The following is a 25,786-nucleotide window of genomic DNA, read 5'->3' on the forward strand; positions in this document are numbered from 1 at the left end:
CTTATGTTCAAGACTCAGGCGAAGTATCATCTCGGGCAGATCCTGCGCCACCGGAAGCATCCGTTCCGGGGGGTGGTCTTTGACGTCGATGCCATGTTCTCGAATACCGAGGACTGGTATGATGCAATCCCCGAGGAAAGCCGCCCCTCGCGCGACCAGCCGTTCTATCACCTTCTGGCCGAGAATGACCAAAGCTACTACGTGGCCTATGTGTCGGAACAGAACCTGGTGCCCGATGATACGGGCGAGCCGGTGGACCATCCCGACCTGCCGGACCTCTTCGGCGATTTCGAGGATGGCCGCTACCCGCTGCACTTCCAGCTGAACTAGTAGCCGAGCGCGCAGCCGTCCTTGCGCGGGTCCGACGCGCCGGTCAGCAAGCCGCTGTCGGGGTCGATCAGGATCGCCTGCGCGCCGCCAAGCGGTTCGGCCGGGGTCAGCAGGCGGTGACCCATCGCCTCCAGCTCGGCCCGCACCTCGGGCGCATAGCCGCGCTCGATCTTCAGCACGCCCGCGTCGGGGAAGCATCGGGGGGCGTCGATCGCCTCTTGAGGGTCCATCCCGTAGACCAGTTGGTTGGTGACGAAGCGCACATGGCCCGAGGGCTGGAAGGCGCCGCCCATCACGCCGAAGGGCATGATCACCCGGCCATCGCGCTTCAGCATCCCGGGGATGATCGTGTGCATCGGGCGCTTGCCGCCGCCCGCCTCGTTCGGGTGGCCCAGTTCCAACGTGAAGCCGGCGCCGCGGTTCTGGAAGATCAGGCCGAATTTGCTCGACGCGATACCGGCGCCAAAGCCCCAGAACACCGAGTAGATCAGCGACACCGCCATGCCGTCGCGGTCGACTACGGTGACATAGACGGTGTCGCGGTGGACGGCTTCGGTGATTGGCGCGGCGGCAGGCAGGGCGCGGGTCAGGTCCACCAGCGCCGCCAGCTGCGCGGCGGTTTCGGGCGCGAGCATATGGCCAAGGCGTGACATGTGGTCCGGGTCCGCGATGAAGCGGTTGCGGGCGTCATAGGCGAGTTTCGCCACCTCCGCCTCGATATGCGCGCGGGGGGCGCCCATCGGGTCGAGGCCGTCCATGTCGAAATGCTTCAGCATGTTCAGCATCAGGATGGCGGTCGCACCCTGCCCGTTCGGCGGATGCTCCACCAGCTCATGCCCGCGGAACTCGCCCGACACGGGATCGGTATAGGCGCAGGCCGTGGCGCTGAAATCCTCGGCAGTATGCACCCCGCCAAGCGCCTGCAGCGAGGCGACCAGATCTTCGGCCACCTCGCCCTCATAGAACCCCGCGCGGCCCTCGCGGGCAATGCGGCGCAGCACTTCGGCCTGACCGGGGGCGCGGAAGATCTGGCCCGGCTTCGGCGCCTGACCGTCCAGCAGGTAGAAATCGCGCGCGGCGCCCGACAGCCACGGCACATCATCCGCCCAGTCCATCGCGGTGCGCGGGCCAACGGGGATGCCCTCGTCGGCATAGCGGATGCCGGGGGCGAGCACGTCGGCCAATGCCATCCGGCCCCAGTCGGCACTCAGCCGGCAAAAGGCATCGACGGCGCCCGGGATCGTGACCGGCAGGATGCCGGCGGTGGGCACGGTGGCATGGCCCGCCGCGCGGATGGCATCTGCGGACAGCGCGGCAGGTGCGCGGCCCGACCCGTTCAGCGCCACGATCCGCTCTTCCCCGGCCGGTTTCAGCAGCACGAAGCAATCGCCCGCCAGCCCGGTCATCTGCGGTTCGGCAATGTTCAGCACCATCGCCGCGGCCAGCGCGGCATCGGCGGCATTGCCGCCGCGTTCCAGAATGTCGATGGCGGTTTTCGCGGCCAGGGGGTGCGATGTCGCGCACATGCCGTTCATCGCGTAGACGGGCGAGCGCCCCGGTTTGTGGAAATCGCGCATCCTGTCCCTCCGGCTTGTCCGGGCCAGCCTAGGCCGGGGATGGGGGGAAGGAAAGTCCTCGGCGCCGCGAACTGGGTGGGGGCTGTTGACCGCGGCGCCGAGGGAAGCCTTGTGCAGCTACGAGGCTATGGATGGCGCCAGATTTCGGCAGGTCTTGGGAGTGATTGCGGAATCTTTGCGGCAGCGTTTCCAGATTGTTTTCAATACGGTGTCAGCTGCCGTGTTGGTCACGGGGTTTACGCATGGCGCCCTACTTCTGCCGCATCACGCCAGGGCTGTTTCAGAAGAAAATGGTGCTTCCCGCAAGGCAGGGGTGCTGCGGGGGATATCTTCAGTCCAGCGTGATACGGAACCGGATGGTATTGCTGCCCGCCTCGCGTCGGTAGTGCAGGTCACCCACAAGATCGCGTACGATCCGCCAGCCAAAGCCACCCTCGGGCAGGTCGGCGACTGCCAGGTCGGGCTGCGGGCGATCAGGGTGTGGCAGCATATCCCCCGGCATGGCGCGGCCTTGATCGGTGATGCGGCAGAGCAGGGCGCCGGGCACCGGGCAGACAAGCACCTCGATCTGTCCGCCCTCATCCCGATAGGCGTGCTCGACGATGTTGTTCAGGATCTCGGCCAGAACCAGCTCGAGCGTGTCCGCCGCGGCATCGGGCAAGCCGCCCGCCAGCCGCGCCCGGATCACCCGCAGCACATGGCGCACCGAAAGCGAATCAGCCTGCAACGCGAGGTGCAGGATTGCATCGGGGCAGGGGGCCGGCGGAGTCGGCCTCGCAGGTCGCTGTGGCGCGCCGAAGGCCAGTTCAGCCGCCATGCCCGGCTGCTGCGCTGGCCGCGGTCGTAGCCCCGGCTGCGGGATGGATCACGAAGACCGTGTCCATCCGCGTCAGCCGGAACACCTTGGCGACATTCGGCGTCAGCCCCGCAAGCTCCAACCGCCGGGCGGGGGCCAGCGCCTTCATTACCGAGACGATGGCGCCAAGGCCCGAACTGTCCACGAAGGTGACGCGCGACAGGTCCAGCACCACCCGGTCAGAGGGCTGCAAAGCAATCTCGCGCATCTTGTCCTTGAAGCGGATCGCCACGGCCGCGTCGATCCGGGCCTCGCCGACCTGCACATGCAGCGCGCCCGCCTGCGCCTCTGCGTAAAGGTTCATGCCTGCTCTCCTCGGGCTTCGCTGCGGCTTGCAGGCTAGACGGCAATCCTTACCATCCGGTAGCCGGTCAAGGTGCGAGAGCGATTCCACCGCCGCCGCAGATCATGCAAGGATCGTGGGCCTGCTTGCCGCCGCCGGTGCGCCGTGCCAGCCTGCAGCAAAATGTCAGGAGGCTGCGATGGATCAACGGGCAGGTATCGGCGGTTCGTGCCTATGCGGCTCGGTCGGCTTCGCCCTGCGCGGGCCGCTGCGCGATGTGGTGATCTGCCATTGCCATTGGTGCCGCAAATCCTCGGGCCATGCCTTCGCCAGCGGCGCGGTGGCCGATCAGGGGCTGGACCTTTACCGCCCCGGCGCGCTGGCCTGGTATCGTTCATCTCCCGGGGTGCGGCGCGGGTTCTGCGCGGATTGCGGGTCATCGCTGTTCTGGCTGGGGGCCGAGGGGCAGGTCCGGTTTGCACCCGGGGCGCTGGATGCGCCGGCCCCGCTGCGGTTGCAGGGCCAGAGTTTCGAGGACAGTGCCGGGGACTACTACACGCTATCGGGGCGCCCCCCGCGGGTAGAGGCGGCCCCGGCGCGGCTGGATTGCAGCTGCCTCTGCGGTGAGACCGGGTTTTCGGTGCCGGGCCCGGCGCGGGAGATCAGTGCTTGTCATTGCAGGGGCTGCCGCAAGTCCTCGGGCCATTACGGCGCGAGTTTTGCCGTGGACGCCGTGCAATGGCACGGGAGGGCGACGGTGGCGGAGTTCGTGCCGGGCGGGACCGGGCATGAGGCAGCCACCCGGGGCTTCTGCCGGATCTGTGGATCTAGCCTATATCACCGCGATCCGGACGGGACTGTCCATGTGGAAGCCGGAGCGGTGGACGGCCCGACCGGGGGGTGGCTGGCACAGCATCTATGTGTCGCGCAAAAGGGCCTCTACTACGCGTTGACCGATGACCTGCCGCAGAGAGAGGGCCGCGCATGATCTGGGACGTGCTGCAGGCTTTCCCGGCCGAGAGCCTTCTGGCCTTCACGTTGGGGGGACTGGTGCTCAATCTGGCGCCGGGGCCGGATGTTTTGTTTGCGACGGCGAGCGGGCTGCAGGGCGGGCCGCGGGCGGGGGTGATGGCGGGGCTGGGGGTCGGGTTCGGCGGGCTGTGGCATGTGACGCTGGCGGTGTTGGGGCTGTCGGCGTTGATCGCGGCGCATCCGGGGGCGCTGGATGCGATCCGTTGGGTGGGAGCGGGCTACCTGCTGTGGCTGGCGTGGAAAAGCTGGCGCGCTGGGCCGATCATGGAGGCGCGGGGCACGGCAAGCCCGTGGCGGGCTGTGGCAAAAGGCTTTCTTACCAATGCCTTGAACCCCAAGCCGATCCTGTTCGTGCTGGCTTTTCTGCCGCAGTTCACCGACCCGGCCTATGGCCCAGTCTGGCAGCAGGTCGCCATTCTGGGCGCGATCTTCACTGTCACCGGCACGCTGGTGACGATGGGATATGGCGCCTTGGCGGGGGTGGCGGGGCGGTCGCTGTCACGCCGGATGGGGGCGATGAACAAGATTGCGGCGCTGCTGTTTGGCGGGCTGGCGCTGCGGCTGGTGGCGGACTGACGCCGCCGATCGGGCATATGGAAACCATATGTATTCCATGCAGTTTTCATGCGCATGATTTTGCACATCCGCCCGAACAGGCTTGACGCCGCCGCAGCCGCGGGCGCATGGGGCGGCGCATGAGTGATTTCGTCTATTCCCCCCCCGATACCCCGCTGCGGATCGTCCACCGCGACGCCGATGTGCTGGTGCTGGACAAGCCCGCGGGCCTGCTGTCGGTCCCCGGCCGCGGCGAGGCGCTGGCTGACAGCCTGCAGACCCGGGTGCTCGCTGCCTTCCCCGAGGCGCTGCTGGTGCACCGGCTGGACCTTGATACCTCGGGCGTGATGGTCTTCGCGCTGAGCGCGGCGGCACAGAAGACCCTTGGCCAGCAGTTCGAGAGCCGGCAGACGCGGAAGATCTATCTGGCGCGGCTGTGGGGGCATCTGACGCCGGAAAAGGGCCGGGTCGACCTGCCGCTGATCGTCGATTGGCCGAACCGCCCGCGCCAGCACGTGAACCATGAAACGGGCAAGCCCGCGGTCACCGACTGGCGGGTGATCCGGCTGGCGGCGGATGGCACCACCCGCGTGCGGCTGTTCCCGCAGACCGGGCGCACCCATCAGCTGCGGGTGCATATGATGGCGCTGGGGCACCCGATCCTTGGGGATCAGCTTTACGCCGAGGGGCCGGGCCGGGAGTTCGACCGACTGATGCTGCACGCGGATTCGCTGCGCTTCCGGCATCCGCAGACCGGGGTGATGCAGACATACTCCGCGCGCTGTCCGTTTTAGGCGGGCCCGCCGCAAGCTCCTCCGGTGAGGTCGGGCGGGAATAGGCGAGGCACTGCCTCGACCCCGCCCGTGCGGGAGGGATGCCGCCGACGCCATCGGCAACAAGAAACCGGATGAGGACAGCGCCCGACCTGGTGGGCGAGAAGCGCCCGCCATGGGCGGGGCGGGCGCTGTCCGGGCCCTTTGGGGGCCCGTCCGGATGGGTGAAAGGGCGGTGCGTGGCGAAGGCGATGGCCTTCGCCAATGTGAGCGGCGCTGTCGACGAGCAGGCGGGATCTTCGCTGTTGAACGGGTGTTGAAGCGGATACGCCCGATTCCTCCCCAAACGGTTCCGATCCACCCCCGCCCCTGCTAGAGAGGGCAGACCCTGCCGCCCCAAAGGAGCCCCGCCATGGACAGCCTGCTGGCCGAGACGCTGCACTGGATCACCCGTGGCATCGAGGTGGTGGGGGTGATGGTCATCCTTGCCGGGCTCGCTGCCGGAACCTACGGCTTTGTCACCGGGCCGCGGGGCGAGGACCCGGAGGAGCGGTTTCACCTTTATCGCGCGCGGCTGGGGCGGTCGATCCTGCTGGGGCTGGAGTTTCTGGTGGCGGCCGACATCGTCAATACGGTGGCGGTGGAACCCTCGCTCCGCAGCCTCGCGGTGCTGGGAGGGATCGTGGCGATCCGTACCTTCCTGAGCCTGTCGCTGGAGGTGGAGATCGACGGGCGCTGGCCCTGGCAGAAGCAGGAGGCCCGGCGCGAAGCGGCGCGGAAGCGGGCTGACGCAGAGGATGGGGCGGCGCCGGCACCGGGACCGCGCGGCTAAGGTGTGGGTCGGGGCGCGATGCAGGCGGATCGCTTTAGCCGGTTGGCACCCCGGGAGAGGAAAGGGCTGGCGCCACTCGCCAGCCCTTTCGCAATTCTGAGCCGCCAGCGCCCGATGGGCTGCAGCTTACCGGATCGAGTTCGGCGCCAGGGCGCGGGTCAGGCTCGCCTCGCCCTGGCCGTGGATCGTCACGTCATAGCCGCTGATCGTGTCGGTGCGCGCGGTGTCCAGCAGGCGGTTGGTGATGTCCACCGGGGTCGCCGCCGTGAACTTGCTGCCGAGGATCGCGGAATAGCCGGTCACGATCGGCGCGGCGAAGGAGGTGCCGTAAAGCCCGGTCATGTCACCATCGACGCCGACCACAAGGAAATGCTCCTGCACATCGGTATTGGTACCGGCATAGTTGGAGTAGGAGGCGAGCGAGGCCGGATCGGCGGTGGTGCCATTGGTGTCGAGCGCGCCGACGAACAGCACCGAGTCTGCGCCGGTCAGAGCGACGTTCAGCGCGTCGATAAAGCCGTCATCGGTGGCCGAGCCGATGGCGATGGCGTCATTGCCGGCGGCCTTGACCACGACGGCCTTGCCGGTTTCGGCATAGCTGATGATCGAGCGTTCCTGCAGGCTCCAGCGGATGGCATCGGGGTCGCGCGAGGAGGGGGTGTAGATGCCGTAGCTGAGGTTCAGCACATTCAGGCTGCGACGCTTCAGCCGCACTGCCCCGCGCGAAGTGTAGTCTTTCTGGTACATGTCCGCGTCGGGCGCGATCATGCCGGCCTGCTGGAAGGTCCAGTTGCCGTGGGTCTGGAACTGGTTACCAAGGCCAAGATCGCCGATGAAGCGGTCATTGCTGTTGAAATCGTCGATGACGGTGATCGACACGCCCTGGCCGGTATAACCGTCATCCCAGGCGTCGCCGACCTCGGGGCTCATCCAATCCTGAAAGGTCTGGGCGTGAAGCGGGCCGGCGGCAAACAGCAGCGCGGCGAGGGCAAGTGATCTGACGGAAATCATCATATGCTCCGAAGGAAAATGGGTCTCAGAATTCCCAGGTGACAACGAGTTTGAGATAATGGCGATCATAAGCAGGGGCATCTAACAAATAGTCAAGCGTCTCTGCAGGTGCGAGCGTGGTCGCGGCAAGGCGGCAATTCACCTTCTGCACCCCGCCGATGGCGCCGTAATCGGCCATGCAGGTCTGCTCGCGCAGATCGCCGCCCAGGATCGTCTGCGCCGTCAGGGTGGCGAAGGCGCGTTTGCCGATGCGCCGCTGCAGCAGAACGCCGAGGGTCAGGGCCGGGTCGATCCGGTATTTCTCGCCCCGCTCGCCGGTGCTGACGCCCCAGAGCACCCCGAAGCTGGGATTCACCTGGGTCAGGAAGGTCACGCCCATGTCGGTCCAGTCGGTCGAATACCAGCGGTCGAACTCGATGGGGGTGCCGTCGGCCAGCTCATACCCGCCGGCGCGGACGCTGCGCACATCGGCCGAGAGCTGCGAGCCTTCGCGGATGCCGATCAGGAAGGTGTTGCGGTTGCGTTCGGGGAAGGGGGCGGGGTCGGCGGCAAGGGGGCCAGCCAGCAGAAGCGCCGCGGCGAGGGCGCCGTGCAGGACGGATCTGGGGCGCGGGACACGGCTGGGCATCGGGGAAAGGACTTGCGGGACAATGATAAAAGGCGCGCCAGCAGCAGCGGACGCGCCTTTTTCTCATGTCACTCTTTCGGGCGTCTGACCAGAGGGCCGGTTACTTGCCGTCCCAGCCCGAGATCGCCTTCACGTCGAGGAACTCTTCGATGCCCCAATGGCCGCCTTCGCGCGCTCGGCCGCTGGCCTTGACGCCGCCGAAGGGCGCGCCGGCGCCGCGGGACTGGCCGTTCATCTCGACCATGCCGGATTTCAGCTGGCGGGCGAGGCGGTTACGCCGCGCGCCATCCGCGCTTTGCACATAGTTGGTCAGGCCATAGATCGTGTCATTGGCGATGGAGAGCGCCTCTTCCTCGGTGTCGAAGGGGATGATCGAGAGGACCGGGCCGAAGATCTCTTCCTTCTCGATGGTCATCCCGGGAACCACATCAGCGAAAACCGTCGGCCGCACGAAATAGCCGCGGTTGAGGCCATCGGGACGGCCGAGGCCGCCGGCGACAAGGCGCGCGCCCTCCTCGATGCCCTTGGCGATCAGGCCCTGGATCTTGTCATATTGCGCGGCCGACACGACCGGGCCGATATGGGCGCCGGTTTCATGTGCAGGCGCCACACGGGTGGTTTCGGCAACCTCGCGGGCAATGTCCACGGCGCGGTCATAGAGCGGGCGTTCGACCAGCATCCGCGTCGGCGCATTGCAGGATTGGCCGGAGTTGTTGAAGCAATGCCGCGCGCCGCGGCGCACCGCGTTGTCATCGGCATCGGCGAAGATCAGGTTTGCGCCCTTGCCCCCAAGCTCGAGGCACACGCGCTTGACGGTGTCGGCGGCGGCTTTGGTGATGGCGATGCCGGCGCGGGTCGAGCCGGTGAACGAGATCATCTCGATATCCGGATGGGTGGACAGGCGGGTGCCGACGCCCGGGCCATCGCCGTTCACCAGGTTGAAGACGCCGGCGGGTACGCCGGCCTCCTCCACGATCTCGGCGAAGAGAAGCGAGGAGAGCGGCGAGATTTCGGAGGGCTTCAGCACCATCGTGCAGCCCGCCAGCAGCGCCGGGATCGCCTTCAGCGTGACCTGGTTCATCGGCCAGTTCCACGGCGTGATCAGCCCGACCACGCCAACCGGCTCCAGCGCGATGCGGGTCTGCGGGGCGTGGGGACCGAGGGGGCGCAGGAACTCGAAATCCTTGAAGGCGGTGATGAAGTTCTGGATGTGCCAGGCGCCGGATTCGGCCTGATCGGACACGGCCATGTCAATCGGCGCGCCCATTTCCAGGCTGATCGCGGCGCCCATCTCGGCCTGACGGCGCTTGTAGATTTCGAGGATCTTCTCGACATAGGCGAGCCGGTCGGCCGGGGCGGTGGCGGCCCAGGCGGGCAGCGCGGCCTTGGCGGCGGCGACGGCGGCATTGGTATCGGCCTCCGAGCCGAGCGAGATCACGGCGCAGACCTCTTCGGTGGAAGGGTCGATCACGTCGCAATCATTCGGGGTGGCCGGGGCGACCCAGCGGCCGTTGATGTAGAAGTCGCGTTTCTCGATCATGGAAAAGTCTCCTGTTCGCGTGCCGCGAGTAGCGGGCTTGGGGCGGAGCCTATCATTCCTTGCGCAGGCTTCCAGCCCCCGGTTTGTACTCGTTACGCGGGCCAAGTTCGGTGCTGAATATTGTTGACAAGGAAACTTAATCTCAAGTAGTTTCTTTGGAAACAAGATGCGGAACCTCGATGACATCTTCCTCAGCGTTGACAGACCACACCGGCTATTGGCTGCGAATGGTCTCGAACGCCGTGTCGCAGGAGTTTTCCCGCAAGCTGGCGGGGGAAGGTGTGACCGTGGCGGAATGGGTCTTTCTGCGGGCGCTTGCCGAGGGCGAGGGGTTGGCGCCGACGCTGCTGGCGGCGAAGATGGCGATGACCCGCGGCGCGATCAGCAAGCTTGCAGATCGGCTGGAGGCCAAGGGCCTGATCGCCCGCACCGACAGCGAGACGGACGGGCGCGCACAGAGCCTGTCGCTGACCGCGGAGGGGCAGGCAAAGGTGCCAGTGCTGGCCCGGCTCGCCGACCTGAACGACGCCGAGTATTTTGGTGTGCTGGCCCCGGACGAGCGGGCGGCGCTGGACCGGACCCTGCGGGCGCTGGTCCAGCGCCGCGGGCTGACCACCGTCCCGACAGACTGACTTCGGCCCGATGGCCAACCAGAAGAGGAGCCCGCAATGGACGCGGAACGGACTGCTGTTGCAACAACCTGCCTGAGCGCCGCGCAGGACGGCAGCCTTGCCTTCCCAGAGATCCTGGGCCGGCTGATCGCTGCCGGTTTCGAGGGCTATGCGGTGGACTATCGAAGGGGCAGCCAGACCTTCTACCTGCCGGACGGGGACAGCGTGGCGCTGGACATGGCCGACTTGGCCGGGGCGGTCGCTGCCGGTTTTGACGCAGCGGAGGTGGAACGGCTGGTGCGATGGGCGCAGGCGAACCCGCCCGGCTACAGCTACGCCGCGTTTTCCCAGCAGGCGAAGGCGGCGGGCTGCGCCGGCTATCTTGTGTCCTTCACCGGCCGCAGGGTCGTGTATTTCGGGCGCACGGCCGAGACACATGTGGAGCATTTCCCGCACTAGCCTCGCCCACCCCGGCGTACCCAGTACATTTCCGGCCCTTGCCCTTGCCGTCCCCCCGCGGCAGGTTGCCCCGATCTTCTGGGAGGGGGACAGCATGCGCGCAGGTCTTGGGTTTTTGGTCGCGGGCTATGTGCTCAGCCAGTTCTACCGCGCCTTTCTGGCGGTGCTGGCGCCGGTGCTGGATGCGGAAATCGGGGTGCGGCCCGAGGATCTGGCGATCTCGTCAGGGCTGTGGTTCCTGGCCTTTGCGGTGATGCAGATGCCGGTTGGCTGGGCGCTGGACCGGATCGGGCCGCGGCGCACCACGGCGGTGCTGCTGGCGATTGGCGGCGGCGGCGGGGCGGCGGTCTTCGCGCTGGCGCAGGGGCCGATGGCGCTGCATCTGGCGATGGTGCTGATCGGGATCGGCTGCTCGCCGGTGCTGATGGCTTCCTATTACATCTTCGCGCGGATGTTCTCGCCGGCGATCTTCGGCACGCTGGCGGGCGCGATCATCGGCGTCGGCTCGCTTGGAAACATCGCCGGGGCGGCCCCGCTGGCGGCGCTGGTGGAGCTGGCGGGCTGGCGCGAGACGCTGTGGGGCCTGACGGCGGTGACGCTGCTGGTAGCGGGCGCGATCTGGCGGCTGGTGCAGGATCCGCCGCGTGTGGGGGATGGCGGCAAGTCGGAAGGGTCGGTCTTCGACCTGCTGCGGGTGCCGGGGATGTGGGCGATCATGATCCTGATGGCGGTGGCCTATGCGCCGGCGGCCTCGATCCGCGGGCTGTGGGCCGGGCCTTACATCGGGCAGGTGTTCGGGGCCGACGCGGGGACCATCGGCACCGTCACGCTGGGGATGGCGCTGGCGATGGTGGCGGGCAACTTCGCCTATGGGCCGGTGGACCGGATCTTCCGCAGCAAGAAATGGCCGGTGTTCGGGGGGAACGTGCTGGGGGCCCTGTGCCTCGCGGTGCTGTGGCTGGCGCCCGATGCGGGGATCTGGACGGCGGCGGCGCTGCTGGCGGGGCTTGGCCTCTTCGGCGCGTCCTTCCCCGCGATCATGTCGCATGCGCGGGCCTTCTTCCCGCCGCATCTGGTCGGGCGCGGGGTGACCTTCATCAACATGTTCGGCATCGGCGGCGCGGGGCTGATGCAGTTTGCCAGCGGGCGGGTGTTTGCGGCCGCGGGGGGCGATGTGCCGGGCGGCGATGTGGCGGGGGCTTATGGGGTTCTGTTCCTCTACTTCCTCGTGCCGCTGGTGATGGGGCTCGTTCTTTATCTTTTCAGCCGCGATAGTCGCGGCTAGTTGTTCAGTCCCGGCATCTGGTGGATCGGGTCGAGGATGAACCGACCGGGCTCTGATGTCCGGATTTGCAGATGTATTCATAGGGCGTGAGACCGTTCAGCGTCTTGAGCCTGCGGGCGAAGTTGTATGCCGCGAGGAAGTCGGCAAGATGCGTGTGCAGCTGGTCGTGGCTGTCGTAATGGAAGCGTTTGACGGTCGCCTCCTTGATCGTGCGGTTCATGCGTTCGACCTGCCCGCCGCTCGGGAAAACAGTCCCCCGGACTGTTTTCTGACCCTCGCGGCTCCACGGATCGTTGGGCTTTGTCAGTCGGTGCTCGATCCTGTGGACTAAGCAGGCTCGGGCGAAGGGCTGGGCGCTCTACGGGGCTGTCATCGCGCTCAGCTATTATCGCGGAGGCAGGAATGAAGCGCTCTGCGGGCAGTCGCGGCTGACGCTCTCGCATCTCGGGCTGCTGCTGTAAGCGGCGAGTTCTGAAAGGGCGGCCTCAGACCCATTCTGGCACACTTCACGTCAGCGCACTGGGCCGCACCAACATATGTTCCATTTATGTTCTGCCCTGCTATGCTTGCCTCAACCCACATTCCGGAGGCCCCCATGCCCGACCAAACCGCCAAATTCGCACGCTTCAAGGCCCTGCATGCCGGGCCCGGCGCCTTCGTCATCCCCAACCCCTGGGACGCAGGCTCGGCCCGGCTACTGGCCAGCCTCGGGTTCGAGGCGCTGGCAACCACCAGCGCTGGCTATGCCTTCTCGAAGGGCAAGCGCGACTCCTTTGCTGGCCTCGGCCGGGCCGAGATCCTTGCGAACGCGGCCGAGATCGTCGCCGCGACCACCCTTCCGGTGTCTGCGGATCTGGAGGATGGCTTCGGCGCTGCACCTGAGATTTGCGCCGAGACGATCCGCATGGCCGCCGCGACCGGCCTCGTGGGCGGGTCCATCGAGGATGCAACGGGCAATGCCGATGCGCCGATCTACGACCTGTCCCATGCGGTCGAGCGGATCCGTGCCGCCGCAGAGGCGGCGCGGGGCCTGCCTTTCCTGCTGACCGCGCGGGCGGAGAACTACCTTTGGGGCCGTGCCGACCTGGCCGATACGATCAAACGCCTGCAAGCCTTTGCCGAGGCAGGAGCCGATGTGCTCTACGCCCCCGGCCTGCCGGATCTGGAGGCGATCCGCACCGTCTGCCGCGAGGTGGACAAGCCGGTGAATGTGCTGATGGGGCTTAAGGGCCGCAGCTATTCGGTGGCAGAACTGTCAGCGGCAGGGGCGCGGCGGATCAGCGTCGGCGGCTCCTTCGCCCGCGCCGCGCTCGGCGCCCTGATGCGCGCGGCCGAGGAGGTGCGGGTGCAGGGCACCTTCGGCTATGCCGCCGATGCGCTGCCCGATACGGTTGTCAGTGCGCTGATGGCACAGGACAGGCCCGCCGACCGTCAGTGATCCGGTCGCCGCGCCCTGTCCCGCCACCGACGCCACCCGAGGCCGCCACCTCTGGCTGGCAGACCGCAGGGCCTGACCGCACCCGCTCTTCTCCTTTGCCTTTCGTCAATGGGGGGCAGAAGGCCCCCCGCCGGTCAGCCATATGAAAACCATATGGTTTCCATACGCCTTCCAGCAGCCCCTATTGCAGTACCTGATCAGCCGGCCAGCTCAGGCTATGCTCCAGGCGCACCTCGCGCTCCGCGCCGGGGCCAAGGTCGAACTCCCACACAAGAATGCCGCGCCTGCCCTCCGGGTCGGTCTCCGTCGCGGGCGGGGTGGCGCGCGAGGTGATCGTCAGATCCTCCTGTTCCGAATAGGGAATCCGGTCGATCAGCCGGACGGGCCAAGCCTCCCCCGTCAGGTTCTGCACCCGCAGCACCGCCACCTCGTCGATGCGCTCGCTGCGCGAGATCACCCCGCGGTCGCCGCCGCTGCGCGCCGGAACCTCACGGTCCAGCACGATCCCGTCGATCGGCCCGAACCCCAGCTCAACCTCATCCCCCGCCGCCACCATCGGCAGATAGGCCTGCCCCACCATCGCCCCATCCACGAACAGCGTCGCCGGCCCCGGCAGCAGCGGTTCGGTGCCGTCATTCACCACCTCGGCTTGCAGATAGGCCACCTGCTCCAGCCGCGGCACCGCCACGGCTTGCAGTTCCGGCGCCAGCGTCAGATCCCCCAGCCGCAGCCGCAGCGCATCGGCCCCGTCGCGCAGATCGACCGCCCCGGCATAGCGCCAGGTGACGGTCGCGCCCTGCATGTCCACCTCGGCCCGCTCCATCATCGCCTCGGGAGCCGGGGCGGCCATGACCATGTCCGCCTCCATCTCCATCCGCGCTCCGCCCATCGGCATCACCGGCTGCGGTGGCCCCACCCGCAGCAGCTCGGGCCACAGCTCGCCGGGTGCCGAGCGTTCCGCCGGGCGGGCGGTCGAGAAGGTCAGCTCCACCCCCAGCCAGTCCTCGCCGGTCTGCTGCCGGGCCAGCACCGCGCGCTCCACCGCCAGCGCTGGCGCATCACCGCGGGTCAGGCGCAGGTCATAGACCGGCTCCCAGCTGGCAGATGCCGTGTGGCTGGTGATCTCCACCACCGCCTCGCCGCCCACCCCTTCGAAGGCGAGGCTCAGCGCCGCCCGCTCGCCGTCCCCGGCCACCAAGGCGTCCAGCGCAGCGCGGGCCGCCTCCAGCGCCTCGATATCCTCCTCGCGCGCCCGTTCGGCCGCCAGCGCCTCCTGCTCGGCCCTGTGCGCGGCGGTGAAGGCCGCCAGCGCCTCCTCGCCCACCATCTGCGCCAGCGCCCGCAGCCGCGCCGGGTCCGGCGCCGTGCCCTCGTCGCCGCTGCCGATGCCGCGCAGGAAGGCGAGCTGCTCACCCGCTGCATCCGCGCGCAGGCGGATCGTGGCGATACCGGCGTCGCGGCTGCGCACCACCTCCTCCAGCCGCTCCACCTCGGCCTCCGCCGCCAGCACTGCCGCCGTCTTCTGGGGCTCCACCGGGGCCAGCCGCCCCTGCGCGAGGCTGACAGCACCGATCTTCAGCGCCGGTGCCGCAACGCGCAGGGACGCGGGATCGGTGCCCAGCGGCAGGTTCGGCACGATCAGTTCGTGCTGCCCGGCGGGCGCGTCGATCCGCAGTTCCCGCGTCACCGTCGCGCCCCAGGGGTAGAGCGTCACGCGGGCCACCTTCGCCTCGGCGGTGAAAGTCTCGGCCGCGGCGGGGGCGGCCAGCATCAGCAGGGCCAGCTTCAGCAGGGTAGGGGGCAACAAGCGCATCGACGATCCTCCCGAGTCGAACGCCGTCAGGCTCTGCGCCAGCCCCCCAAATGGCAAGGGGCGCCCGAAGGCGCCCCGATCCGTCAGCAAAATTCAGCGAACGTTCGCTCGGAAGGTCAGCCCTTCTTCAGGCAGCGCTTCCCCAGAACTTCCGCGATCTGCACCGCGTTCAGCGCCGCGCCCTTGCGCAGGTTGTCGGACACGACCCAGATGTTCAGGCCATTGTCCACCGTCGGGTCTTGCCGGATCCGGCTGACATAGGTCGCGTAATCGCCCACGCATTCGACCGGGGTGATGTAGCCACCCGGCTCGCGCTTGTCGATCACCAGCACGCCCGGCGCCTCGCGCAGGATGTCGGTGGCTTCCTGCCAGTCCAGCGGCTCGTCGAACTCGATGTTGATCGCTTCCGAATGGCCGACGAACACCGGCACGCGCACGCAGGTCGCGGTGACCTTGATGCTCTTGTCGAGGATCTTCTTGGTCTCGGCGACCATCTTCCATTCTTCCTTGGTCGAGCCATCGTCCAGGAACACGTCGATATGCGGGATCACGTTGAAGGCGATCTGCTTGGTGAACTTCTTCGGCGCGACCTCTTGCCCCGGCACATAGATGCCCTTGGTCTGGTCCCACAGCTCGTCGATGCCTTCCTTGCCGGCGCCCGACACGGATTGGTAGGTCGCCACCACCACGCGCTTGATGCGGGCGCGGTCATGCAGCGGCTTCAGCGCCACAACCATCTGCGCGGTGGAGCAGTTGGGGTTGGCGATGATCATCTTGGCTTTGTAGCCATCGACCGCCTCGGCATTCACCTCGGGCACCACCAGCGGCACCTGCGGATCGTAGCGGTAGAGCGAGGAGTTGTCGATCACCACGCAGCCCGCCGCGGCGGCGCGTGGCGCATAGATCTTCGTCGCGTCCGACCCGATGGCGAACAGCGCGATATCCCAGCCGGTGAAGTCGAAGGTATCAAGGTCCTTGGTCTTCAGGGTCTTGTCGCCAAAGCTGATTTCTGTGCCCAGCGACTTGCGGCTGGCAAGCGCGACGATCTCGTCAACGGGAAACTCCCGTTCGGCGAGGATGTTCAGCATTTCGCGGCCCACGTTCCCCGTGGCACCGGCGACAACGACCTTGTAGCCCATGAGGGACCTCCATGCATAAAGGACGCGGTCCCTTAGCCGATGGGGCGGGCCGGGGGAAGCGGAATCGCGTTTTCAGGGGCGCGGGGCAGAGGCCAGAACCTTGCAGACCGCCGCGGGGTCAAGCTGCCAATCGCCCTCGGCGGTCTCGGTGACGCGCAGGTAATACTCCCGGTCCAGCCAGGTCATGAACCGGGCGCGGAAGCCCGCGTCGAAGGCCAGCGCTTCCGCGCCCGCAAAGGCGGCCCGCAGCCCCTCGGCGCTGTCTGCCACCATCACCAGCCCCGGCTGCGCCCAGAAGGCACGCCCCGTGGCAATCACCGGCTTGTCGTGGAAGAAGGCCTGCAGCCCCATTGAGGAGTTGATCGTCACCACCCCCCGGCTTGCCGCCACCTGCGCGAAGCTGTCGGAGGCGTTGTCGAGCACGATGCGCCCGCCGGACGCCTCCGTGGCGGCCGCGATCTGCGCGGCGAGCGAGACGCGTGCCGAGGGATGTTCCTTGATCCGCAGCACCCAGCCCTCCGGCAGCGCCCGCGCCGCCTCGCCCAGGGCGGCGACGAACCCGTCAAGGCTGCCGGCCCAGCCGGCGAACAGCCGCATCTGGCTGTCATCGGGCACCTGCAGCGGCACGAACAGGAAGGGCGCGGCGCCCAGTCTCTCGGCACTCCCCTGCCCCACATCGGCCCGGCGCGAGGCGCGGGCGGCCAGCCCGGCGCCCGCTTCGCGCCAGCCCATCCCGCTGCGCGAAGGGTCCCCCATCGCCCAATCGTCATAGAACGCCCGCCCCTGCGGCACGCTGCTTTCGGCATTCACCCCCGCCGGATCGAGCGTGATCCGCCCCGGCAGCGGCGCCAGCTCCACGAACAGCCGCCGCGCGCCGGCGTCCAAGGCGCTATGCATGAAAGCGCGGCGTGATCCGGTCAGCCCGTTCCAGCACATCGCCACATGCCCCGGATGCCGCGCGAAATAGCGCCGCGCCCAGTTGTACTGCGCCGCGATCAGCGCGGCCTTCAGCGCCCGGCCAATGCGCCCCTTAGGCTGCCGCTTGGCGCGGGCCATCGCCTCGGCAGCCCGCGCCTCCGTCTCCGGAAACCCGCGCAGCGACAGGCCGATGAAGGCAAGCCGCCGCCCGCCGCCCGCCGCCGCGGCAATCGAGGCGAAGGCCGAATTCTGGCGCCGCGACCATTCGCGGGGATAGACGATCATAGCTCTCGCTCCGGGCAGGGGGACTGCCCCTGTCTAGCCGCGACTATCGCGGCTGAAAAGGGAGAGGCCCTAGGTGTTTGCCAACGCCTCGAACCCGAGGCTGGCCAGCAGCCGGGCCGAGCTTGCGTCCCAGGGGTTGGGGATGACGAAGGCGCCAGGCCCGGCGTGCAGGGCCTTGAAGCGTGCGAATTTGGCGGTTTGGTCGGGCATGGGGGCCTCCGGAATGTGGGTTGAGGCAAGCATAGCAGGGCAGAACATAAATGGAACATATGTTGGTGCGGCCCAGTGCGCTGACATGAAGTGTGCCAGAATGGGTCTGAGGCCGCCCTTTCAGAACTCGCCGCTTACAGCAGCAGCCCGAGACGAGAGAGTGTCAGCCGCGACTGTCGACACAGGGCTTCATTCCTGCCTCCGCGATAATAGCTGAGCGCGATGACAGCCCCGTAGAGCGCCCAGCCCTTCGCCCGCAGCCAATCATCATCCGCAAGACCAAGCCTGTCCCGGAAAGCGCCCTGGTCGGAAGGATCGACCCAGGACCACGCGGCGGCGTAATCGGCCGCCGGATCGCCCACGGCCGACAGCCCCCAGTCGATCACCCCGTAGAGCAGACCGCCCCGGGCGATCAGGTTGTCGGCCTTGAGGTCGCCATGCAGCCAGACCGGAGCATGGCCGAAGCCTGCCCCGCCGGCGTCGTGCCAGAGGCTTCGGGCGCGCACCGTGTCGATCTCATCCGCCAGCGTGTCGATGGCGGGGAGCGTCGCGGCCGTCAGACTAGTCAGTGCAACGCCCCGCCGGCTGTTCATCGCTCCTGCTGCCGGGGCGCCGGCTGTCTCTATCCGGTGCAGGGCCTTCAGGAAATCCGCGAGCGCCAAGGCGGCTGCCTGCCTGTCTGCAATGTGCTGGGGCGTGGCGATCTGCCCGTCGATCCAGTCAAAGATGCCGAAGTCGAAGGCAATGCCAAGCTCCGTGCGCCCCCGAAACCTCAGGATCGGCACCTCCAGTGGCAGGCCCGCGAAGTGTGGGAGCCAGTCGAGCTCTTTCGCCAGAAGAGGCACAGCCGATGGTCGCCTCGGAATCCGGAGCGAAAGCCGATCCCCCAGCCGGTAGATCGCGTTGTCGGTTCCGGTAGAGGCAATACGATGCAGCGGCAGGTCGGCCCAGTGCGGGGCCTGATCCCGCAGAAGGCGGTGGACGAAGGCGTCGTCGGTACGAATCTCGTTAGGGTGCATCATCGCACCCACGTAAACCGGCGCGATGACGGCCCCGTGTCAGCCCGGATCAATTCAAGCAGCGCGGCCCTTGCGGCAGGGCGGCGTCGGCAAGCGCCTCTCGGCCCTTGCGCCCGGCAGCGCCCCTTCGGAAAGCACCTGCCCCGGAAACGCCGCCCGGAACCGCAGGGTCAGGTCCGCCAGCGGTTGGCCAAGCGCGGCGCTGTCGATCAGGCGGTGGTCGGCGGGCCATGTGTGCAGCGCGAGAACGCCGTCCTCGCCCAGCCGCAGCACGAAGCCCGCGGCACGCAGGCGCGATTGCAGGTCGAGCCAGCCAAGCGCCTCGGTGAAGGCCAGCTGAACGGCGAAGGGCGGCACGGACCCCTGCTCATCCTCAGCCTGTGCATCCCTCTGCGGCGGCTTGGGCGGCCCCGCCGCATCCCCGGCAAAGACGTGATGGAGCGTCGAGCGGACCAGGTCATGCGGCGTTACCCCGGCGGCGTGCGCGGCGCGGCCGATGGCGGCGATCAGCTTTACAGGCAGGTTCAGCGAGACGAGACGCATGGATGTCACCGGGCGCATGGGGTTCATGCGCCCGAGGCTGACCGATTCCGGTTAAGGCCGGGTTTGCGGCGAGGCGGTCAGGCGCCCCGCCGGCGGTTACACCGTGACGAAGCCGCCGCTGGCCGGATCATAATGCATCAAGGTGCCGTCGCCGATGTTGTTCCACAGCCCGTGGATCGACATTTCCTGCGATTCGACCGCCGCCTTGACGAAGGGGAAGCCCATCAGGTTTTCAAGGCTGATCAGCACCGCCTGCTGTTCCAGCGCGCGGATGCGCTCGCCCTCGGGCAGGCCCGCGACCCGCTCGTAGCCGGGGCGCAGGATGTCCATCCAGCGGCCGACGAAGCTGGTGCGCTCCTCCAGCTCCGGCGCGTGGCCCGAGCACATGTCGTGGCAGCCGCGCACGCCGCCGCATTGCGAATGGCCCATCACGATCAGATGCGCGACCTTCAGCGCCGTCACCGCATATTCCACCGCGGCCGAGGTGCCGTGATAATCGCCGTCGGGCGCATAGGGCGGCACCAGGTTGGCGATGTTGCGGTGAATGAAGAACTCGCCGGTGTCGGCCCCGAAGATCGAGGTGACATGCACCCGGCTGTCGCAGCAGGAGATCACCATGGCGCGCGGATGCTGGCCGTCTTCGGAAAGACGGCGATACCAGACGCGGTTTTCGGTGAAGGTGGTCGCGCGCCAGCCCTGATAGCGCTGGATCAGATACGAGGGCAGGGGTCTAGCATTTTGCATATGTGGCTCCTGGCGTCCCGGTCGAAGGAAGGCTGACCTGAGATACGCGAGCATTCGCGGAAATTCGAGGGTATTTCTGCGCGCGCATCAATGATTTCTTGAGGGCTGCCCGTGAGTCTGGCGCTTGGCGTGGGGGCGCCGGGACGAAGGGGTGATGGGTGATGCAATCTGTAAGGCGTCGCGGCGCGGCGCGGGGTGCCGTGCTGGCCTGGCTCGTGCATGAGGAAGGGGTGCGGCTGGATGGCGACCGGCTGGTCGCGCTTTATGCCGAACTGGGCGAGGCGGGGGCCGAGGCGGTGATCTGCCGCGCGATGGAGGATCTGGCAACGGCGCTGACCGATCTGCAGCGGCTGGCGGTGGCCCGCGATCTGGCGCCGATGCCGGGCCGGGCGCGGGCGCTGGCGCAGATCGCGGGCGATGTGGGCATGGACAGCCTGTGCCGGGTTGCCCTGGACGCGGCGGAATGCGCCGGGCGGGGCGATGTGCCGGCGCTGGCGGCGGTACTGGCGCGGCTGGTGCGGATCGGGGACAGGTCGCTGACGGCGGTGTGGGATTTGCAGGACCGGGATTGAAGGGGGGGCGGTGTGGGGCTCATCTGCTGATGTGACCCTGTCCAGAAGGCCCATCTGGGCACTTTGACCGACAAAGGCGTTGCGCAGAGTTTCGGCCGTCGACGAAATTCTGCTGTGCCCGCCCCCCCCGAGGGCGGGCACATTCGTGCCCACCGGGGCGGTCACAGCAGAATTTGGAGCCGTGAGGGCCAAGCTTCACCCCCCTTGCCCTGCGGCTTGCGCCTCCGGGCGCGCGGCGCGGGTGACTTGCCACTGGCAAGTCCCCTGATCGCGCCGCGCACCATCCTGCAATGGTGTCGCTGCCCTGGGCGGGCGTAGGGGCTGAGCCACGAACCCCGCCCCTTGCAGGCCCCTGCCAAAGGGCTAGGCTGCGGCCAACGCAACCACCCCGAGGCCCGTCCATGTCCCTGTCTTTCGCCGATCCCGCCGCCCCCTCGCTGCCGCTGCATGTCGTGGACAAGGTCGGGCTCGCCGCCTGGCGAGACAGCCTGCCCGCATCGGCGCAGGCTTGGCTGACGGGGGCGGGTTTCGCCGCCGGACTGGGCGAGATCTGTCTGTTGCCGGGAGCGGATGGCGCGCTGGCGGGCGCTGCTATCGGCTATGGCGATGCGGCGGCGCGGGCGCGGGGGCGGTTCTGGCTGGCGAAGGCGGCCGAGGCTCTGCCGGCGGGCGCGTGGCATCTGCAGGGGGATCTGCCAGCCGAGGAGCTGGAGGAGGCCGCCTTGGGCTGGCTGCTGGCGGGCTATCGCTTCGGGCGCTACCGCGCCGCGAGTGCCGCCCCCGTTGCATTGCTCAAGGCCCCCGAGGGCGTGGATGCCGCGCGGCTGGAGATCATCGCCAATGCCGAGGCGCTGACGCGGGATCTGATCAACACCCCCGCCTCGGACCTTGGGCCCGAGGAGCTGGAGGCGGCCTTTGCCGATCTCGCCGCGCGGTTCGGCGCCGACGTCAAGGTGATCCGCGGCGAGGACCTGCTGGCGCAGAACCTGCCGATGATCCATGCCGTCGGCCGCGCCTCGCCTCGCGCGCCGCGGCTCTTGGACATGCGCTGGGGCGGCGAAGGCCCGCGGCTGACGCTGGTCGGCAAGGGCGTGTGCTTCGATACCGGCGGGCTGGACCTGAAGCCCGCTTCCGGCATGGGGCTGATGAAGAAGGACATGGGCGGCGCCGCCACGGTGATGGGGCTGGCGCAGATGATCATGGGCCTTGGCCTGAAGCTGCGGCTGCGGGTGCTGGTCCCGGCGGTGGAGAATGCGGTGGCGGGCAATGCGATGCGCCCGCAGGATATCCTGACCAGCCGCAAGGGCCTGACGGTGGAGGTGAACAACACCGATGCCGAGGGGCGGCTGATCCTGGCCGATGCGCTGGCGCTGGCGGATGAAGAGGCGCCCGACTGCCTGATCTGCATGGCGACGCTGACCGGATCGGCGCGGGTGGCGCTCGGCCCGGACCTGCCACCGTTCTACACGGATGACGAGGCGCTGGCGGCAGCGATCACCACCGGTGCGGCGCGGGCGCGCGACCCGCTGTGGCGGATGCCGTTCTGGACGCCCTATGACCCGCTGATCGAGCCGGGCATTGCCGATCTGGACAATGCCCCCGCCGGGCCGATGGCCGGGTCGATCACCGCGGCGCTGTTCCTGCGGCGGTTCGTGACCGAGACGCCCCGCTTCGTGCATTTCGACCTTTACGGCTGGCAGCCGGTTGCCGCGCCCGCCCGCCCGAAAGGCGCCGCGGCGCAGGGCGCAAGGGCGCTGCTGGCTGCGCTTCCGGAGATCCTCGAGCTATGACCGACCGCCGCCTGACACCCGCCACGCCGCGCATCGCCCTCGCCTCGCTGCAAGGCACGTTGGAGGCCCCCGCCTGGACCAATGGCAGCCCCGCCCGCATCGCCGCGCCGCTGGCCGATCTTCTCGCCAGCCCCGGGGGGGCGCGGGACCGGCAGGTGCTGTTCGGCGAGCGGGTGACGGTGGTCGAGCGGCATCAGGGCTTTGGCTTCGTGCAGGCGGCGAAGGACGGCTATTGCGGCTGGGTGGCAGAGGCGGCGCTTGGGCCGGACGTGGCGCCGACGCACCGCATCTCGGCCCCCGCCACGCATCTCTACCTTGCGCCAAAGCTGTCCACGCCGGACGTCTGCACGCTGTCCTTTGGCGCCCTGCTGACCATCGTGGCGGAGCATGAGCGCTTTGCCGAGACCCATGACGGCTTCTTCGTCCCCCGCGCCCATATCGCCCCGGCGGATGAGACCGAGGCGGATGCGGTGACGGTGGCGGAGCTGTTCCTGGGCACGCCCTATCTGTGGGGCGGCAACTCCCGCGCCGGGATCGACTGTTCGGGGCTGGTGCAGGCGGCACTGCTGGCTTGCGGCGTGGCGTGCCCGGGTGACAGTGACCAGCAGCGCGAGGCGCTTGGCCATCTGGTCCCGTCGCACGGGCCGTTCCAGCGCGGCGATCTGTTCTTCTGGCCCGGGCATGTGGCGATGGCGGTGGATGGGCAGCGGCTGATCCATGCCAACGGCTTCCGGGCTGCGACGAGTTATGAGGGCATCGAGACCTGCATCGCCCGGATCGAGGCGCAGGGCGAGGGTCCGCTGCTGGGTGTGAAGCGGCTGTAGCGCTTCAGTCCACGGGCCGGATTAGCTTGCGCTCCAGCACCCGCAGCACGGTCGGCAGATCCTGCCCGCGCCGCAGCACCTGCCCGTCCATGCCGATCACCGCGTAGAGCCCCTGCTTGCCACGCAGGCGGGGGCGCTTCTCGATGCGGTAGAGCGGGTTCTCGGCGCTGCGCCGGAAGACGGAAAACACCGCCACCTCGCGCAGAAAGCTCATCCCGTAGTCGCGCCACTCGCCCGCCGCGACCATGCGGCCGTAAAGCTGCAGCAGCGCCGACAACTCGGCACGGTCGAAGGCCACCTGATCGGGGATCATGGCGGCACCGGGGCCGGGGATGGGCGGGGGTGTGAACACCGACATGACGGGAGTGTGACAAGTCGGCGGCGGCAAAGCAAGCGGGGGTTGGGGGGGCGGTGTCCGAGCTGAGGGCCTGCTCTCCTTGCAGCGACAAGCGCTGTCACCCTTCTCACCCCTATCCTTGGCGAAGGCCATCGCCTTCGCCACGCGGTGACTTTTCCGCTGGCACCGGACGGGCCTCAAAGGCCCGGCCAGCGCCCGACCCGCCCTCGGCGGGCGCTGGCCTCATTCGGTCTTGCGCGGCCGATGGCTCCGGTGGCAGTCGCCCCGCACGGGCGGGGCGAGGCAGTGCCTCGCCTTTTCCCGCCCGAACTGAGAGGCTTTCTGAGGAACCAACCCTTCCCCGCCCGCCCCCGCATTGCTAGCAATGGGGCAGGACAGGACGGAGGAGACCCCCATGAAACTGCTGCGCTATGGACCGAAGGGGCAGGAGAAGCCCGGGCTGCTGGATGCCGAAGGCCGCGTGCGCGATCTGTCGGGCATCGTCCCCGACCTTGCCGGCGAGGCGCTGCTGCCCGGCAGCCTGCGCCGGATCGCGGCGCTGGATGAGGGAACGCTGCCGCTGGTCGAAGGCACGCCGCAACAGGGCCTGCGGCTGGGCCCATGCGTTGCCGGCACGCAGAAGTTCATCGCCATCGGGCTCAACTACGCGGACCACGCCGCCGAATCCGGGATGGCCGTCCCCTCCGAACCGGTGGTGTTCAACAAATGGACCAGCTGCATCTCTGGCCCCGATGACGATGTCGAACTCCCCCGCGACTCCGTGAAAACCGATTGGGAGGTGGAGCTCGGTGTCGTCATCGGCCAGGGCGGGCGGTATATCGACGAGGCAAGCGCGCTTACCCACGTCGCCGGCTATTGCGTCGTCAATGACGTGTCGGAACGCGAATGGCAGACCGAACGGGGCGGCACCTGGGACAAAGGCAAGGGTTTCGACACGTTCGGCCCCGTCGGCCCCTGGCTGGTGACGCCCGACGAGATCGCCGACATCGCCGCCCTCGCCATGTGGCTCGACGTGGACGGCCAGCGCATGCAGACCGGCAGCACCGCCACCATGATCTTCGGCGTGGCCGAGATCATCGCCTATGTCAGCCGCTTCCTGACCCTGACCCCCGGCGACATAATCACCACCGGCACCCCGCCCGGCGTCGGCATGGGCATGCGCCCGCCGCGCTATCTGAAGGCGGGCGAGGTGATGCGGCTGGGGATCGACGGGCTGGGGGTGCAGACGCAGAGGGTGGTGGCGCCGCGTTAGGTTGACATTCGCGTGACCCCACGGAAGCCTGTCTTCTGCAGGTCACACTGCGTCGTATAGTCGGTCCGTTCGTACCCGTCAGCAACCCAATCAGGGAGCCAGCCATTGAAACTGCAAGCGAAAATCGTCGGCCTTAGCCTTATCCTCGTGGCCGGTATGGCCGTCGCCAAGGAAGGCGTGACCAACCCCGTCGTCAAGGAGCGGATGGACCTGATGCAGGTGGTGCGGGTCAATACCGGCACGCTGGGCGACATGGCCTCGGGCAAGGCGCCCTTCGACGCCGCCAAGGCCGCCGAGGCGCAGGCCGCGCTGGTGGCGGCTGCCGCGGACATTCCGGCGAAGTTCGAGCCCGAGGAAACCGATCCGGTGGCCGAAGCCAAACCCGAGATCTGGATGATGTTCGACGAGTTCACCGCCAAGGCGAAATCGCTGGAAGAGGCGGCGGCCGCGGTCGATACCGCCTCGCTCGACGGGGTCAAGGCCGGGATGGGGCCGGTGGGCGCCTCGTGCAAGGCCTGCCACACCGACTACCGGATGTAAGGCCAAGGGGCGCCGAGAGGCGCCCCCTGCCGTCAGCCGCAATAGACGCGGCTGATCCGGCCCGACTCGTCGATGGCGATGTTCAGCCGCGACTCGCTGTAATCCATCGTCACCATCTGTCCGGGGTTGATCACCCGCAGCGGCTGGGAAAAGCGCATCGTCTCCAGCCTGCTCGCCGGCTGGCCGACCAGCTGCTGCAGGCCCGCGGCGCCGCAATCGTCCGTCCCCGGCGCGGGGCCAGCGCCCGTGCCGCCTTCCGTCACGCAGGCGGCCAGCAGCAGCAATGCCGCGCCCCCCGCGATATGCCGTCCGGGAAATCCTGCCATCTTCGCCTCCTCTGCCGTCATCTTTGTCGGTTGCACCAGGACCGGCTTTCGCACAGTCTCCGCGCCCAAGGATATCAGCCAAGGCCAGGAACAGGGAGTCACAGACATGAGAACGCGCGCCGCGGTTGCCGTTGCAGCGGGACAACCGCTGGAGATCATGGAGGTGAACCTTGAAGGGCCGAAGGCCGGCGAGGTTCTGGTGGAGATCAAGGCGACGGGGATCTGCCACACCGACGAGTTCAC

29 protein-coding genes and 2 pseudogenes are annotated in these 25,786 nt (G+C 68.2%); 15 read left to right on the plus strand and 16 right to left on the minus strand.

Features of this window, described 5'->3' with window-relative positions; all coding sequences use genetic code 11:
* Nucleotides 1-3: 3 nt before the first annotated feature.
* Complete coding sequence (gene hspQ, locus Q8S30_RS03890; protein ID WP_161348401.1) at nt 4-330, plus strand: heat shock protein HspQ; 327 nt, start codon at nt 4-6, stop codon at nt 328-330.
* Here hspQ and Q8S30_RS03895 read toward each other — a convergent pair.
* From Q8S30_RS03895 to Q8S30_RS03905, 3 genes are all read right to left on the minus strand, one after another.
* Nucleotides 327-1,907 (minus strand): gamma-glutamyltransferase family protein, encoded by a 1,581-nt coding sequence (locus Q8S30_RS03895; RefSeq protein WP_305664721.1) that lies wholly within the window; start codon nt 1,905-1,907, stop codon nt 327-329. The two genes, hspQ and Q8S30_RS03895, sit on opposite strands and share 4 nt — an antisense overlap.
* 331 nt (nt 1,908-2,238) lie before the next feature.
* Entirely contained in the window at nt 2,239-2,634 is a 396-nt protein-coding gene (locus Q8S30_RS03900; RefSeq protein WP_305664722.1) for an ATP-binding protein, read from the minus strand.
* Nucleotides 2,635-2,713: 79 nt separating this feature from the next.
* Nucleotides 2,714-3,067, minus strand: coding sequence for an STAS domain-containing protein (locus Q8S30_RS03905; protein WP_305664723.1), 354 nt, complete (start codon nt 3,065-3,067; stop codon nt 2,714-2,716).
* A gap of 178 nt (nt 3,068-3,245) precedes the next feature.
* Here Q8S30_RS03905 and Q8S30_RS03910 point away from each other — a divergent pair, with 178 nt between their 5' ends.
* From Q8S30_RS03910 to Q8S30_RS03925, 4 genes are all read left to right on the plus strand, one after another.
* Entirely contained in the window at nt 3,246-4,034 is a 789-nt protein-coding gene (locus Q8S30_RS03910) for a GFA family protein (RefSeq protein WP_305664724.1), read from the plus strand.
* A complete protein-coding gene (locus Q8S30_RS03915) occupies nt 4,031-4,654 on the plus strand; it encodes a LysE family translocator (RefSeq protein ID WP_305664725.1) in 624 nt (207 codons plus the stop codon). Before Q8S30_RS03910 ends, Q8S30_RS03915 begins: the two co-directional genes overlap by 4 nt.
* Before the next feature lie 119 nt (nt 4,655-4,773).
* Nucleotides 4,774-5,427 carry a pseudouridine synthase gene (locus Q8S30_RS03920; protein WP_305664726.1) on the plus strand — a complete coding sequence of 218 codons (654 nt, stop codon included), beginning with the start codon at nt 4,774-4,776 and terminating at the stop codon, nt 5,425-5,427.
* 391 nt (nt 5,428-5,818) lie between these two features.
* The gene (locus Q8S30_RS03925) at nt 5,819-6,238 is read left to right on the plus strand and encodes a DUF1622 domain-containing protein (protein ID WP_305664727.1); all 420 of its coding nucleotides are present in this window, start codon (nt 5,819-5,821) and stop codon (nt 6,236-6,238) included.
* Nucleotides 6,239-6,364: 126 nt separating this feature from the next.
* On the opposite strand, the gene Q8S30_RS03930 is transcribed toward Q8S30_RS03925, so the two are convergent.
* From Q8S30_RS03930 to Q8S30_RS03940, 3 genes are all read right to left on the minus strand, one after another.
* On the minus strand, nt 6,365-7,249 hold the full coding sequence (locus tag Q8S30_RS03930; protein WP_305664728.1) for a S8 family serine peptidase: 885 nt from the start codon (nt 7,247-7,249) through the stop codon (nt 6,365-6,367).
* 25 nt (nt 7,250-7,274) lie between these two features.
* Nucleotides 7,275-7,877: a hypothetical protein gene (locus Q8S30_RS03935; RefSeq protein ID WP_305664729.1), complete on the minus strand. Its 603-nt coding sequence runs from the start codon at nt 7,875-7,877 to the stop codon at nt 7,275-7,277.
* A gap of 100 nt (nt 7,878-7,977) precedes the next feature.
* Nucleotides 7,978-9,417: an aldehyde dehydrogenase family protein gene (locus Q8S30_RS03940; RefSeq protein ID WP_305664730.1), complete on the minus strand. Its 1,440-nt coding sequence runs from the start codon at nt 9,415-9,417 to the stop codon at nt 7,978-7,980.
* 179 nt (nt 9,418-9,596) lie between these two features.
* Between Q8S30_RS03940 and Q8S30_RS03945 the strand changes: the two genes are divergently transcribed.
* From Q8S30_RS03945 to Q8S30_RS03955, 3 genes are all read left to right on the plus strand, one after another.
* Nucleotides 9,597-10,049: a MarR family winged helix-turn-helix transcriptional regulator gene (locus Q8S30_RS03945; RefSeq protein WP_305664731.1), complete on the plus strand. Its 453-nt coding sequence runs from the start codon at nt 9,597-9,599 to the stop codon at nt 10,047-10,049.
* A 36-nt stretch (nt 10,050-10,085) separates the two neighbouring features.
* Nucleotides 10,086-10,487: a hypothetical protein gene (locus Q8S30_RS03950; RefSeq protein ID WP_305664732.1), complete on the plus strand. Its 402-nt coding sequence runs from the start codon at nt 10,086-10,088 to the stop codon at nt 10,485-10,487.
* A gap of 94 nt (nt 10,488-10,581) precedes the next feature.
* Complete coding sequence (locus tag Q8S30_RS03955; RefSeq protein WP_305664733.1) at nt 10,582-11,772, plus strand: MFS transporter; 1,191 nt, start codon at nt 10,582-10,584, stop codon at nt 11,770-11,772.
* Here Q8S30_RS03955 and Q8S30_RS03960 read toward each other — a convergent pair.
* Nucleotides 11,769-12,118, minus strand: a pseudogene (locus tag Q8S30_RS03960) (integrase core domain-containing protein); the annotation flags it as partial. The gene Q8S30_RS03955 and the pseudogene Q8S30_RS03960 sit on opposite strands and share 4 nt — an antisense overlap.
* A 249-nt stretch (nt 12,119-12,367) precedes the next feature.
* Here Q8S30_RS03960 and Q8S30_RS03965 point away from each other — a divergent pair.
* Nucleotides 12,368-13,210: an oxaloacetate decarboxylase gene (locus Q8S30_RS03965; RefSeq protein WP_305664734.1), complete on the plus strand. Its 843-nt coding sequence runs from the start codon at nt 12,368-12,370 to the stop codon at nt 13,208-13,210.
* Nucleotides 13,211-13,391: 181 nt separating this feature from the next.
* On the opposite strand, the gene Q8S30_RS03970 is transcribed toward Q8S30_RS03965, so the two are convergent.
* The 7 genes from Q8S30_RS03970 to Q8S30_RS04000 form a co-directional block, all read right to left on the minus strand.
* Nucleotides 13,392-15,023, minus strand: a complete 1,632-nt coding sequence (locus tag Q8S30_RS03970; protein ID WP_305664735.1) for a DUF4139 domain-containing protein — start codon at nt 15,021-15,023, stop codon at nt 13,392-13,394.
* A gap of 116 nt (nt 15,024-15,139) precedes the next feature.
* Nucleotides 15,140-16,162 (minus strand): aspartate-semialdehyde dehydrogenase, encoded by a 1,023-nt coding sequence (locus Q8S30_RS03975; RefSeq protein WP_305664736.1) that lies wholly within the window; start codon nt 16,160-16,162, stop codon nt 15,140-15,142.
* Nucleotides 16,163-16,234: 72 nt separating this feature from the next.
* Nucleotides 16,235-17,365 (minus strand): capsular biosynthesis protein, encoded by a 1,131-nt coding sequence (locus Q8S30_RS03980; protein ID WP_305664737.1) that lies wholly within the window; start codon nt 17,363-17,365, stop codon nt 16,235-16,237.
* Nucleotides 17,366-17,434: 69 nt separating this feature from the next.
* Nucleotides 17,435-17,575: an isocitrate lyase/phosphoenolpyruvate mutase family protein gene (locus Q8S30_RS03985; protein WP_305664738.1), complete on the minus strand. Its 141-nt coding sequence runs from the start codon at nt 17,573-17,575 to the stop codon at nt 17,435-17,437.
* A 134-nt stretch (nt 17,576-17,709) separates the two neighbouring features.
* Nucleotides 17,710-18,597, minus strand: coding sequence for a phosphotransferase (locus Q8S30_RS03990; protein ID WP_305664739.1), 888 nt, complete (start codon nt 18,595-18,597; stop codon nt 17,710-17,712).
* A gap of 51 nt (nt 18,598-18,648) precedes the next feature.
* Nucleotides 18,649-19,146, minus strand: coding sequence for a hypothetical protein (locus tag Q8S30_RS03995; protein ID WP_305664740.1), 498 nt, complete (start codon nt 19,144-19,146; stop codon nt 18,649-18,651).
* Between the two features lie 87 nt (nt 19,147-19,233).
* The gene (locus Q8S30_RS04000; RefSeq protein WP_305664741.1) at nt 19,234-19,881 is read right to left on the minus strand and encodes a carbonic anhydrase; all 648 of its coding nucleotides are present in this window, start codon (nt 19,879-19,881) and stop codon (nt 19,234-19,236) included.
* A 161-nt stretch (nt 19,882-20,042) separates the two neighbouring features.
* Here Q8S30_RS04000 and Q8S30_RS04005 point away from each other — a divergent pair, with 161 nt between their 5' ends.
* The 3 genes from Q8S30_RS04005 to Q8S30_RS04015 all read left to right on the plus strand — a co-directional run bounded on the left by Q8S30_RS04005 (nt 20,043) and on the right by Q8S30_RS04015 (nt 23,067).
* On the plus strand, nt 20,043-20,453 hold the full coding sequence (locus Q8S30_RS04005) for a hypothetical protein (RefSeq protein WP_305664742.1): 411 nt from the start codon (nt 20,043-20,045) through the stop codon (nt 20,451-20,453).
* A gap of 401 nt (nt 20,454-20,854) precedes the next feature.
* Entirely contained in the window at nt 20,855-22,243 is a 1,389-nt protein-coding gene (locus tag Q8S30_RS04010) for a M17 family metallopeptidase (RefSeq protein WP_305664743.1), read from the plus strand.
* On the plus strand, nt 22,240-23,067 hold the full coding sequence (locus Q8S30_RS04015; protein ID WP_305664744.1) for a C40 family peptidase: 828 nt from the start codon (nt 22,240-22,242) through the stop codon (nt 23,065-23,067). Before Q8S30_RS04010 ends, Q8S30_RS04015 begins: the two co-directional genes overlap by 4 nt.
* Before the next feature lie 4 nt (nt 23,068-23,071).
* On the opposite strand, the gene Q8S30_RS04020 is transcribed toward Q8S30_RS04015, so the two are convergent.
* Nucleotides 23,072-23,425: a DUF2794 domain-containing protein gene (locus Q8S30_RS04020; protein ID WP_305664745.1), complete on the minus strand. Its 354-nt coding sequence runs from the start codon at nt 23,423-23,425 to the stop codon at nt 23,072-23,074.
* A gap of 394 nt (nt 23,426-23,819) precedes the next feature.
* Between Q8S30_RS04020 and Q8S30_RS04025 the strand changes: the two genes are divergently transcribed.
* Both Q8S30_RS04025 and Q8S30_RS04030 read left to right on the plus strand, forming a co-directional pair.
* Complete coding sequence (locus Q8S30_RS04025) at nt 23,820-24,677, plus strand: fumarylacetoacetate hydrolase family protein (protein WP_305664746.1); 858 nt, start codon at nt 23,820-23,822, stop codon at nt 24,675-24,677.
* Nucleotides 24,678-24,782: 105 nt separating this feature from the next.
* A complete protein-coding gene (locus Q8S30_RS04030; RefSeq protein ID WP_305664747.1) occupies nt 24,783-25,217 on the plus strand; it encodes a cytochrome c in 435 nt (144 codons plus the stop codon).
* 32 nt (nt 25,218-25,249) lie between these two features.
* Here the strand turns inward: Q8S30_RS04030 and Q8S30_RS04035 are convergent, their stop codons facing one another.
* A complete protein-coding gene (locus tag Q8S30_RS04035) occupies nt 25,250-25,543 on the minus strand; it encodes an I78 family peptidase inhibitor (RefSeq protein ID WP_305664748.1) in 294 nt (97 codons plus the stop codon).
* A gap of 106 nt (nt 25,544-25,649) precedes the next feature.
* Here Q8S30_RS04035 and Q8S30_RS04040 point away from each other — a divergent pair.
* A pseudogene (locus tag Q8S30_RS04040) lies at nt 25,650-25,786 on the plus strand (S-(hydroxymethyl)glutathione dehydrogenase); the annotation flags it as partial.

This window comes from Frigidibacter sp., from assembly GCF_030695035.1.
Classification (GTDB): Bacteria; Pseudomonadota; Alphaproteobacteria; order Rhodobacterales; family Rhodobacteraceae; genus Frigidibacter.